The organism is Chitinimonas violaceus, from assembly GCF_052601015.1.
The window spans coordinates 44,283-55,691 of sequence record NZ_JBQXDJ010000023.1; the positions used below are offsets into that span (position 1 = coordinate 44,283).

An 11,409-nucleotide genomic window follows, 5' to 3' on the forward strand; every position below is an offset into this window, starting at 1 on the left:
ACAGTGTAGGCGTCGTAGGCACTATGCTGAAAGTGTATCGAATCGAAAGTCACTGCCATGTTGCTTGCCCTGATGACGGACCTTCATGCCAATCGCCCTGCACTGACTGCATGTCTTGAAGATGCGGCTTCCTATAACCCGGGCCGATATATTTTTCTTGGCGATTATGTCGGATACGGTGCCGAGCCCGAATGGGTAGTCGACAAGGTGATGCGCTTTGTGGAAAAAGGCGCTATCGCGGTATTGGGCAATCATGATGCCTCGGCAGTTGGCATTCTGAATCAAAGGATGCGGCCTGATGCGCAGGCCGTGATTGATTGGACCAAGCCAAGGCTCAATGCAAACCAGATCAAGTTCCTTAAAGGCCTCCCGATGACTGCTGAATTGGCGGGCTGCTATTTCTCACATGCCAATCCTTGGCTGCCGGAAGACTGGGACTATGTGCTCAATGCTGCCGATGCGGCTTATGCATTGTCGGTGGTGCCTCATAAATTCATTTTCTGCGGTCATACCCATGACCCTGCTTTATACAGCGTATCTACCTTAGGCAAGTCAAGCCACGCTTTGCCCTTGCCGGATCAACCATTTTCCTTGGATGGCCCTATGCGCTGGCTGGCGATACCAGGGTCATTGGGGCAGCCTCGAGATGGTAATCCGGACGCAGCCTATGCTTTGTTCGATACCGACTTGCAAGTATTGACCTATCGGCGTGTTCCCTATGATGTAGATACCGCGGTTGGGGCTATGCGTATGGCAGGTTTGCCGGAAGGGTTGGCACAGCGATTGGAAAGGGGAGGGTAGAGCCCCGTACAAAATCTTACTGCGCAGCCATGATCAGGGCTCATGTGCTGCTCGAAAGCTCCCCAAGGGGACGCCGTACTGCTACGGCGCGACACGCCAAGAAGTTCGCAGCCTTATGTACTTCAAGTACATTCTGGTTTCTGCGCTGCGTTTCACCCTGCTGATGGCTGCTCGTTACAGATCGTGAACTGGTTCTAAATTACTTGTTCAATTCCTTCGTGCATAAGCACGCCTCATTTCACTTTGGGTGCCCCAGGTAACTATTTACCCTTTGTAGATGATGCTTCCAGCATCGCTTCTACTTCTGATCGGCAAGGCTCATCTAGTCTGAGATTTTTCCTGAAAAGTCTGTGTTGGCACAGTCAGCTACCAGTTCAGCCGACCAACTGTCTTGCTGTTGTGTCTGACAACGCAGACAATCAACAGACAGTTCGGACAATTTACCAAATCATGTATCACGTTAAGCTTCTAAGAACCTGTCTTAAAGTCTCGCGAGCTAGAACAAGACAAGGTGAAAACAGCCGAGAAAGCGGAGTTTACCCATGGTAAATGAGCATTTAGAGGGTGTTTTCAACGCCGTATTGCTGACGCACAGCAGACTTTAGACAGGTTCTAAGCGTTGGTGGCGGTAGCGTGCTGTAAAAGAGTTTGTCCGGACCGAAACATCCTGTTGATATAACTTTAGAAGCCTGTCATGACTCCCCTAAGTGTCGATCACGCAGTTGCGCGTCCGTTGGTTGAACAGATCGTTGAACAGTTCATCACCCGAATTGGCGACAAGAGTTTGCGTTCAGGCAGCCGCTTGCCATCCATCCGGCGTTTCGCTGCCGATTACCGCGTATCTAAATTTACTGTGGTCGAGGCTTACGACAGATTGGTTGCGCTGGGTTATGTTCAGTCGCGTCGTGGGGCGGGTTTTTTTGTCGCGTCGCGTATGGAGGCCAGCTCGCATTTGTCGCCACGCCGTGAGCCCCCATTGCGGCGTTGCATGGATAGCCTGTGGTTGTTGCGGCATGATGCTCTGACATCGGATACCAGCCTGCTGCGACCTGGTTGTGGCTGGTTGCCGCCCGATTGGATGCCACAGGCGGAATTGGAAAAAGCCTTACGGGATCTGACCCGCCGGCCGAATTCCCGGTTGACCTCGTATGGCGAACCCTTTGGCTATCGGCCGCTAAGGCAGCAGCTTTGTGTGCGTTTAGCTGAATTGGAGATCGAAGCGCAGCCCGAGCAGATTGTGCTGACGGCTGGCGCAATGCAGGCGCTGGATTTGATAGCCCGCTATCTGGTTGATGAAGGGGACACGGTACTGGTTGATGAGCCGGGCTTCTTTAATCTTTTCGCCAACCAGAAGTTGCATGGTGCGCATTTACTGGGGGTGCCGCGTACGCCTAATGGCCCCGATGTGGTGGTGCTGGAGCAGTTGTTGATCGAGCATAAACCCAAGCTGTTCATTACCAATAGCGTGTTACATAACCCCACGGGTACTAGCCTCAATCGTGCCAATGCTTTCCGGATTCTACAGCTGGCCGAGAAATATGACCTGACCATCGTCGAAGACGATATCTTCAGTGACTTTCAAACTGGCCCGGGAGAGCGGCTTGCCGCACTCGATCAGCTCAATCGGGTGATCTACATCGGCAGTTTTTCCAAGACGCTTTCCGCCAACCTGAGGGTGGGTTATATCGTTGCGGACCCTCGCCGCGCGCAGGATCTTTGCGATCTGAAGTTGCTCACTTCGTTATCGACGCCAGAAGTCTCGGAGAGAGTGATGCATGCCATGCTCACTGAGGGCGCATATCGCAAGCATATGGAAAGGGTGAAGAATCGCCTGAAGCAGGCAACCGACATGGTATTGCCTCGGCTGGAAGCCATGGGTTTCAAGTTATGGGCCCAGCCGACGGGGGGCATGTTCTGCTATGCCTGCCTGCCCGGTATTACCGACTCTGCACCACTTGCCGAAGCGGCGGTCGGAGAAGGTTTGATGTTAGCGCCGGGTGCGCTGTTCTGCCCGCGCGGTGAGACAACGACATGGCTACGTTTCAATGTGGCACATATGGATGACACAAGGGTTTGGGACTGGTTGGCACGTGCATCGGCTGGGGAGCCCGTCAAAGCGCTATAATCATGTTTATCTGAATCAATTTTCGGCAACGGCGGTGCCCGCACCGCCGTTTGTCATTGGAGTTTTCTTATCATGGCCCCGCCTCGTAAACCCACCCCGAAGTCCCCTACTGATTATGCTGGTTCCTCCGCCGGCTCGCGCGATAGCGGCCGAGTTCGTTCTCATTCCAACGCAGCTGGCGGTACGGGTCGTGGTGATGCGCGCGGTCAGCCAATTGATGAAGGTCGGCGTAGTCGGAGCCAAGGTGCTTCGATGGCTTCGCGTGGTCCTCGTAGTACGGCGCAAGAAGGGCGCGGGGAGCCCAGTCGCGATACACGGCGTAGCCCAGTAGCGGATACAACAGGCACCCGGGGCCAGGAGCGCGTGAGTTCGCGTGGTCCCCGTAGTGGCCAGGCAGGTTCTACTCGCGGAGAGGGACGTACTCGACAGCCTGGTGATACATCTGCCGCTGATGGCCGTAAGCGCCAGTTTGAGCAACATTCTATGCAGGGACGTGCATTCAGCAGTGTGGAAGACCGGCAGCGTAAACGTTACGGTGCAGATAAGCTTGAGCGGGGCGACGAGCAGGCTGCTCGACCGGTCCAGAATCAGCATCTGGATGCCAATGCCCGCCGTGAGATGCGTAAGGCGAATTCAGTACCTACCGCCCCAGTTGTTGAGCGCGCCAAGAAGCTGCGCGTACGGCGTGGCAGTGAAAAGCAGGAGGCCGATGCCCAGCAATTGCGCGAAAAGCGTGTGGAGACCAAGTACATTGGTGAGCTACGTATCCAGAAAGCGTTGGCTTTATCCGGCGTGGGATCGCGGCGTGATTGTGACGAGTGGGTGACCCATGGTCGTGTATCCATTAATGGCAAACTTGCGGAACCGGGCTCACGTGTCAAACCGGGTGATCAGGTTCGTTTTGATGGCAAGCAGATCGATATTAAATGGCCGGATCGTCTTCCACGCATTGTGATGTATCACAAGCAGGAAGGTGAGTTGGTCAGCCGTGATGATCCGGAAGGACGTACCACGGTGTTCGATCGTTTGCCCAAAGTGCAATCTTCAGCCTGGGTAGCCGTGGGGCGTTTGGACTTCAATACATCGGGTTTGCTGATTTTCACGACTTCGGGTGACCTCGCCAATCGGATGATGCACCCAAGCTTTGAAGTGGAGCGGGAATACGCAGTACGGGTGCTGGGTAGCCTGACAGAAGCACAACGCCAGCAGATGCTGGATGGTATCGAGTTGGAAGACGGCATGGCCAGCTTCCAGGCGATGCAGGACCACGGTGGCGAGGGGACCAACCACTGGTACCGTGTCATCTTAAAGGAAGGCCGGAACCGTGAAGTGCGACGGATGTTCGAGCACTTTGAACTGACGGTTTCCCGGCTGATGCGGGTTCGTTTCGGTATGCTGACTTTGCCCTCCCGCCTCAAGCGTGGTCAATACTATGAGTTGGATGAACGTGAAGTACTGGCTGTGCTGAAGTGGGCGGGCTTGAATATGGCTGGCCGTACGCCTGATCGTTGAACTGAAGCCAGATCATGAACAAGGCTTTTACCCGTGAGAATGACGGCGATGACGATGAGGCATTGCCGGAACACCTGCAGCTGCCAAAATCGACCAAGAACTACATGACGCCTGGCGGATGGGAACGCATGCGGGAGGAGTTGCATAATCTGGTCACCAAGGAGCGGCCGGCATTGACGCAAATGATCAACTGGGCGGCAGGCAATGGTGATCGGTCGGAAAATGGCGATTACATCTATGGCAAGAAACGTTTGCGAGAGATAGATCGTCGTATCCGCTTTCTGACAAAGCGTATGGAAAACGCAGAGGTCGTCGACCCGGTATTGCGGGAAGCCACGGATCAGGTCTTTTTCTCTGCTACGGTAACGGTGCTGCGTGGCAATGGCGAAGAGCAGACAGTAAGCATTGTTGGCGTCGACGAACTAGACCTCGACAAAGGCCATATCAGTTGGATTTCGCCATTGGCGCGATGTCTGTTGAAGGCGCGGGAAGGTGATGTGATTGTGCTGCGTGGACCGGGTGGTGAAGAGGAGATCGAGATTTTGGCGGTGATGTATGTTGATTTGGGTTAAATCACCTCACCTTGCTAGTTGATTTTACTTTTGTGACGTGAAGTAAACCTATTCCATGCTACAAGTTCCCTATAAAGAAGCAGTCCAAAGTCTCGCGAGCTAGAGCGAGAAAGTCCGGTCAAGCGATTACAAGCCGGTTGCTGCAACATCTCCTCTCCCCCCAAACGAGAATAAGTTGGAGGAAATCTTGATATCCGTGGTTCCCTTGGTTCTTTGTGGTGGCAGTGGTTCAAGGTTATGGCCCTTGTCTCGCAGTACTTACCCCAAGCAGTTTCTTGCTTTGACGGGAGCAGATTCTTTATTGCAGCAGACCTTGGCGCGGATTCCAGCCAATGCAAGCCAGCCGATTGTTGTGACGAATGCGGATCATCGCTTTATGGTCGCTGAGCAATGCCGAACCATTGGGGTTAAACCGACGCATATAGTATTGGAACCGGTAGCCCGTAATACGGCACCGGCCATAGCGGTGGGGGCAATGCTGGCATTGCAATCAAATCCAGATGCGGTTTTGTTGGTGCTAGCAAGTGACCACGGCATTCAACGTCCTGATGTATTTCACACGTGTATCGAACAAGCGCTTCCAGCTGCTCAAGCTGGCAAGCTGGTTACATTCGGTATCGTGCCGGATTCTCCTCACACCGGGTATGGCTATATCCAGCGTGGGGAAGCAACCACCGGCGGTCTGTATGCTATTCAACGTTTTATCGAGAAGCCGGACACAGCACGCGCACAGTCCATGCTGGATGAGGGAGGGCATTATTGGAACAGCGGGATGTTCCTGTTCCGGGCAGAAGCTTTCCTTGCTGAATTGAAACGTTTGCAGCCTGCAATGTTTGAGAAAGTTGAAGCGGCTGTTGCCGGTGCGGAGCGGGATCTGGACTTTACGCGTCTGGATAAGGCAGCCTTTGAAGCATGCCCCAGTGATTCAATTGATTACGCGGTTATGGAGCACACCCAACTAGGTGTTGTGGTTGCGGCGGACATTGGCTGGAGCGATATCGGATCCTGGTCTGCATTGGCTGATATTCTGCCAAAGGATGCCAACAGTAATGCATTGATAGGCGATGTGGTTGTACAAGACAGCCATGATTGCCTGGTGCATGCCAGCAACCGCTTGGTGGCCGCGGTCGGGGTGCAGGACCTGGTAATTGTCGAGACAGCCGATGCCGTGTTGGTCGCGCACAAGGACAAAGCCCAATCGGTCAAAAAGATCGTAGAGAGTTTACAGTCCAGTGGCCGTAGTGAGTGCGATACGCATCGCAAGGTTTATCGTCCTTGGGGCAGTTATGAAGGGATTGATGCTGGCGGCCGTTTCCAGGTCAAACGTATCGAGGTGAAGCCTGGTGCAGCTTTGTCATTGCAGATGCACTACCACCGTGCTGAGCATTGGATCGTCGTGCGTGGTACTGCCAAGGTGACTTGTGGCGATAACGTCAGTCTTTTGACGGAAAACCAATCCACCTACATTCCTTTGGGTACAACCCATCGTCTGGAAAACCCCGGCAAGCTGATGCTGGAATTGATCGAAGTGCAGTCGGGTGCTTATCTGGGCGAAGACGATATCGTCCGCTTTGAAGACACTTACGGCCGGCGTTGATCCAATCGCTTATTCATCCGAGAACTTGTTCAAGATCTGTTGCGAGCAGCAGGGTGCAGAGCAGCACATGAGCCCTGATTACAGCTGTGCAGCAAGATCGTGAATAGGTTCTGATGTGGGCGGTTGGCCTACCCACAATTTCTTACTTATCTGATCTGCTATGACCCGTTCCCTCAATTGTTTTAAGGCTTACGATATCCGTGGCCGTCTTGGCGACGAACTCAATGAAGAGATTGCCTATCGTATTGGGCGTGCTTATGCGGCGCATCTGCAACCCAAGCGTGTCGTGCTGGGTTGTGATGTGCGTTTAAGCAGTGAGTCGCTGAAACAAGCATTGGCCAATGGTTTGATGGATGCCGGTGTCGATGTGATCGATATCGGGATGACGGGTACTGAGGAAGTCTATTTCGCAGCTTTTCATCTGGACGTAGATGGTGGTATCGAGGTGACGGCCAGCCATAACCCAATGGACTACAACGGCATGAAACTGGTCCGGCGCGGAGCGCAGCCAATCAGTGGTGATACCGGCTTACTGGCTATACGAGCCTTGGCGGAGTCGGCTGTGTTCCCGGCAAGCGAACGGCGTGGCATGCTGCAACGGCAGACTATCCTTGCCGACTATGTAACGCATCTGCTTACTTACATCGACTCAGCCAAGTTGCGGCCGTTGCGTCTGGTCGTCAATGCCGGAAATGGGGCTGCCGGTCACGTTATTGACCAGATCGAGGCTGAATTCAGTCGCCGTAATGTACCGATCCAATTTATCAAGGTACACCACGAACCAAACGGTCATTTCCCGAATGGCATTCCGAATCCACTGTTGCCTGAAAACCGGGCCGATACAGCGGAAGCTGTGCGTAAGCATGGTGCGGATATGGGTATTGCCTGGGATGGAGATTTTGATCGTTGCTTCCTGTTTGATGAGCGCGGCGAATTTATTGAGGGCTACTACATTGTGGGTCTGCTGGCTGAGGCGTTTCTACAAAACAAGCCAGGGCAGAAAATCATCCATGACCCCCGTCTAACCTGGAATACGGTTGAAGTGGTCGGGACAGCTGGCGGTACGCCGGTGCTTTGCAAGACTGGCCACGCATTCATCAAGGAACGTATGCGACTGGAGGATGCGGCCTATGGCGGTGAGATGAGTGCGCACCACTACTTCCGTGACTTTGCCTACTGTGATAGCGGCATGATTCCATGGTTATTGGTAGCGCAGCTGTTGTCGACCAAGCAGCAGCCTTTATCAAGCATGGTCAGCGAGCGTATTGCACGTTTCCCCTCCTCCGGGGAAATCAACCGGCGTCTCGAGGATGCGGCTGCCGCTATAGCCCGTGTTGAGGCGCACTATGCGCCTGATGCTTTGGAGATTGACCGTACGGATGGCATCAGTCTGTCGTTCGCAGATTGGCGGTTCAACCTGCGCTCTTCCAATACCGAGCCGGTTGTGCGGTTGAATGTGGAATCCAGAGGTGACATTCCTTTGATGCAGCAGAAGACGGAAGAAATCTTAAAGCTATTGGGCGGTAGCGAATAAGAACCTGTTCAGATCTTACTGCACAGCTGTGATCAGGGCTTACGTGCTACTCGAAAGCCTCGGTAAAGTGATGCCGAAGCGCACCAAGACATTGAGCTGGATCATGGCTGATAGGGGCGATAGAGCGGGTGGTTGAGACGTACAGGCGTCACGTCGACATAGATGTTTGCCACCGTATAGTCTTCTCCTGCAGCGCTGCCAGCATACCAGCCCATGCTGTCCCTACCTTTTCGGAATCGGAATTCGAACCCAAGCTCCGGTTTTTCGCCTTGTGGGTCGCCAAATGCTAGGCCAATGGTTTCTTGTTGCACGCTATCAATGAGGTTGCTCATCACATCTACCACGGTGCTGTTGCCTAGAATGTTTGGCGCAAAATTGGGTATCTTGTGGTAGGGCTTGTAGTGGGCGTCGTTGGGGTCTATTTTAGGTTCGTTTATTTTGGCTGCGGAGGGAGTGAGGGCCTTGCTGCCGAAGTTATATCGATCGCCGTGGTCCAGGTAACTGAGTTTGACATTGCGGATATTGAAGGCTGGTAGCTTGTTATCGCTGCTTGACTCGCTTAAGTCCACTACCAGCGCACCCCTGTAGCCAATCACTTCCGCCTCTTTGCCATGTACAACTACTGCAGTGTTTTCGTCGATGCCGATACCTTGTTGGTAACCCCACATGTGCATGATCTGGAACATGCGGGCAAATCGGCCTCGTATCAGTAGATGCTGGTCCACAAAGATATCAGGCCCGATAAAACCAAGCCCACGTGCGGTTTCTTTACCTTCGTACATGCCATTTTTCAGCATTGTCAGAGGGTCTTTCGGGTCACCAAACATACTGGTTGACATGATGGCGGCCCCGGCTGATGTGCCGGCAATCACACCGCCTTTGCGATATACAGACCAGATAGCATCCAGGACAGGGGTATTCAGGCCTTTGTCGTTATAGAGTGCCTGGACGATGCGCAGCTGATCACCGCCGGTGAAATAGACGCCTTTGGCTTCCATGATTTGTTTGACCAAGCGCGGGTTATGCACTTCTGCCTTGTAGTCGACATCCATTTGCCGTAAGCCTATTGGCACAAAGAAAGCATCTGCGCCCGCTTTGTTTAAAGCCGAAATGGCGCTGTTGGCCGTGCGGGTCGGATTGTCAGATGCAGTGCCGAAGACCGCGATTTTTGCGCCATGCCCCCCCGCCAGATTCACTACCCGTTGCCATATCTCGGTATTGTCGTAACGTAATGCACCGCCAATCATCACGAGCGAGCCTTCGGCATGTTGAGCCATCGTCGGAGTCAGCAATGTGGGGACGAGCACTATGGGAGTAGCAAGCCAACGTTGAATTGAAGCCATGCTTATTTCCTAGTTATGCAAGAAGTACCGATAAGCTGCTTTTAGCAGGTGCTTTCGGTCTCGTTGACGGGGATCAGTAAGTCAGATCACAGTGGGTTATCAGTAGATTTTAGCTAATGCTGGGAGCGGATTTACTATCTACTTGTTCACTCGTCGTGGGGGTGACGATAACAAACGACAGTACAACTAAACTGGTAGGAGCAGCATGCTCTGATAAACTCGGCCGTTGAAGGAGTCGCCATGTTGCCCATTGATCTGCACGCCCATTCAAATATATCTGACGGTATGTTGCCACCCCGTGAAGTGGTGGCGCGTGCGCATGCTCGCGGTTGCAAGTTATTTGCACTGACCGACCACGACGATGTGCGCGGGTTGGCTGATGCCGCAGATGAGGCAAGCAAGCTTGGTATGCGTTTTCTGCCTGGCGTAGAGGTTTCTGTCACTTGGCGTAAACACACGCTGCATATCATCGGTTTGGGTATTGACCCTACCCATCCTGTTTTGTTGGCTGGTCTCGCCAGTGTACGGCATGGTCGCGATGCCAGAGCCGTGCGTATGGATGCAGAATTGGCAGCTATTGGCGTACCAGGTGTATTGGAGGGAGCCCGGAAATTTGCCGATAGCCCGGAAATGATAGGGCGTGCTCATTTTGCGAGACACTTGATTGAGCGTGGGCTCGCAAAAGATATGAAAGGTGTTTTCAAGCGTTATCTGGCGCGTGGCAAGCCCGGCTATGTTTCGCATCAATGGGCTAGTTTGGCAGATGCAGTCAGTTGGATATGTGCTGCGGGAGGCGTGGCTGTCATTGCTCATCCAGGACGATATGAGTTTGGTCGACAGACCATGGGTGAACTGATTGAAGAATTCAAAGCAGCAGGTGGCGAAGGCATAGAAGTCGTGTCGGGTAGCCATAATCCCATCGACTTCGAGCGTTATGCCCAACTGGCTGAGAAAAATGGTTTGCTGGCTTCTGCTGGTTCGGACTACCACGCAACCGGAGAGGGCGCGCGTGAACCGGGTATTTTGCCGGATATGCCGATTGGCCCGACACCAGTGTGGCAACGCTGGGTAGCAGATAGCGCTCTGAATACGATTTGAGTCCAGCGAATTCCTCGCTTGGCAGGGTTAAATCAGCTTGAACCTGCGTGCGCTGCACTGCACAATTAAAGTTGCTATGGCCTACTATCTTCCTATTCATCCCGATAATCCTCAGCCGCGTACTATCAAGCAGGCGGTCGAAATCATCCGTTCTGGCGGTGTAATTGTTTACCCGACTGAGTCGTGCTTTGCGCTGGGATGTCAACTTGGGGACAAGGCGGCGATGGAACGTATCCGTCGTATTCGTCAGGTGGATGATGCCCATCACTTTACCTTGCTCTGCCGTGATTTGTCGGAATTGGCCACCTATGCCAAAGTTGACAATCGTCAGTACCGCTATTTGAAGAGTGCAATGCCTGGGGCTTACACAGTCATTTTGCAGGCTACACGCGAAGTTCCGCGCCGGGTCATGCATGCAAAGCGTTCAACCATTGGTTTGAGAGTTCCTGTCAATGCGGTGGCCCGTGCGCTGTTGGACGAATTGGGGGAGCCGCTTCTTTCTTCGAGCTTGTTGCTGCCAGGTGAGGCTTGGCCTCCTACGGAAGGCTGGGAAATCAGCGAGCGATTGGAACATGAAGTCGATGCTGTGCTGGATGCAGGGCATTGTGGTACGGCGGTGACTACGGTGATTGATCTGACGGATGATGATCCTGAACTGATTCGCCTAGGAGCGGGTGATCCTTCGGTGTTTGGTTTGAGTTAGGGTCTGTTGACGTTTCACATAGGTAGCCATAGAAACCCACAGGCCATGGCAGCCATGCTTTCATAGTTCCGTTTCAGTTTGTCGAACCGGAACGCCACTGCACGGTAATGCTTCAGCCTCGCAA

General features: G+C 53.3%; 9 protein-coding genes and 1 pseudogene. 8 read left to right on the forward strand and 2 right to left on the reverse strand.

What is annotated here, in order from left to right; all coding sequences use genetic code 11:
- The first annotated feature begins 57 nt into the window (after nt 1-57).
- From ACUHMQ_RS10160 to ACUHMQ_RS10185, 6 genes are all read left to right on the forward strand, one after another.
- Complete coding sequence (locus ACUHMQ_RS10160) at nt 58-801, forward strand: metallophosphoesterase family protein (protein WP_445295352.1); 744 nt, start codon at nt 58-60, stop codon at nt 799-801.
- A gap of 694 nt (nt 802-1,495) precedes the next feature.
- Nucleotides 1,496-2,926 carry an aminotransferase-like domain-containing protein gene (locus ACUHMQ_RS10165; protein ID WP_445295353.1) on the forward strand — a complete coding sequence of 477 codons (1,431 nt, stop codon included), beginning with the start codon at nt 1,496-1,498 and terminating at the stop codon, nt 2,924-2,926.
- A 72-nt stretch (nt 2,927-2,998) separates the two neighbouring features.
- Nucleotides 2,999-4,438, forward strand: a complete 1,440-nt coding sequence (locus ACUHMQ_RS10170) for a pseudouridine synthase (protein ID WP_445295354.1) — start codon at nt 2,999-3,001, stop codon at nt 4,436-4,438.
- Nucleotides 4,439-4,518: 80 nt separating this feature from the next.
- Nucleotides 4,519-5,010, forward strand: coding sequence for a transcription elongation factor GreB (gene greB, locus ACUHMQ_RS10175; protein WP_445295359.1), 492 nt, complete (start codon nt 4,519-4,521; stop codon nt 5,008-5,010).
- A gap of 196 nt (nt 5,011-5,206) precedes the next feature.
- A complete protein-coding gene (locus ACUHMQ_RS10180) occupies nt 5,207-6,607 on the forward strand; it encodes a mannose-1-phosphate guanylyltransferase/mannose-6-phosphate isomerase (RefSeq protein WP_445295360.1) in 1,401 nt (466 codons plus the stop codon).
- Between the two features lie 160 nt (nt 6,608-6,767).
- A complete protein-coding gene (locus ACUHMQ_RS10185) occupies nt 6,768-8,141 on the forward strand; it encodes a phosphohexomutase domain-containing protein (protein WP_445295355.1) in 1,374 nt (457 codons plus the stop codon).
- A 101-nt stretch (nt 8,142-8,242) separates the two neighbouring features.
- Here the strand turns inward: ACUHMQ_RS10185 and ACUHMQ_RS10190 are convergent, their stop codons facing one another.
- Nucleotides 8,243-9,484: a cyanophycinase gene (locus ACUHMQ_RS10190; protein WP_445295356.1), complete on the reverse strand. Its 1,242-nt coding sequence runs from the start codon at nt 9,482-9,484 to the stop codon at nt 8,243-8,245.
- A 240-nt stretch (nt 9,485-9,724) separates the two neighbouring features.
- On the opposite strand from ACUHMQ_RS10190, the gene ACUHMQ_RS10195 reads away from it, so the two are divergent.
- The gene (locus ACUHMQ_RS10195; protein WP_445295357.1) at nt 9,725-10,582 is read left to right on the forward strand and encodes a 3',5'-nucleoside bisphosphate phosphatase; all 858 of its coding nucleotides are present in this window, start codon (nt 9,725-9,727) and stop codon (nt 10,580-10,582) included.
- Between the two features lie 76 nt (nt 10,583-10,658).
- Entirely contained in the window at nt 10,659-11,285 is a 627-nt protein-coding gene (locus ACUHMQ_RS10200; protein WP_445295358.1) for an L-threonylcarbamoyladenylate synthase, read from the forward strand.
- A 14-nt stretch (nt 11,286-11,299) separates the two neighbouring features.
- On the opposite strand, the pseudogene ACUHMQ_RS10205 reads toward ACUHMQ_RS10200, so the two are convergent.
- A pseudogene (locus ACUHMQ_RS10205) lies at nt 11,300-11,409 on the reverse strand (IS5/IS1182 family transposase); the annotation flags it as partial.

Excerpts from the sequence above, each read along its gene's own strand:
- ACUHMQ_RS10160 (WP_445295352.1), top strand. The coding sequence starts at position 58 with ATGTTGCTTGCCCTGATGACGGACCTTCATGCCAATCGCCCTGCACTG.
- ACUHMQ_RS10165 (WP_445295353.1), top strand. The coding sequence starts at position 1,496 with ATGACTCCCCTAAGTGTCGATCACGCAGTTGCGCGTCCGTTGGTTGAA.
- ACUHMQ_RS10170 (WP_445295354.1), top strand. The coding sequence starts at position 2,999 with ATGGCCCCGCCTCGTAAACCCACCCCGAAGTCCCCTACTGATTATGCT.
- ACUHMQ_RS10185 (WP_445295355.1), top strand. The coding sequence starts at position 6,768 with ATGACCCGTTCCCTCAATTGTTTTAAGGCTTACGATATCCGTGGCCGT.
- ACUHMQ_RS10190 (WP_445295356.1), bottom strand. The coding sequence starts at position 9,484 with ATGGCTTCAATTCAACGTTGGCTTGCTACTCCCATAGTGCTCGTCCCC.
- ACUHMQ_RS10195 (WP_445295357.1), top strand. The coding sequence starts at position 9,725 with ATGTTGCCCATTGATCTGCACGCCCATTCAAATATATCTGACGGTATG.
- ACUHMQ_RS10200 (WP_445295358.1), top strand. The coding sequence starts at position 10,659 with ATGGCCTACTATCTTCCTATTCATCCCGATAATCCTCAGCCGCGTACT.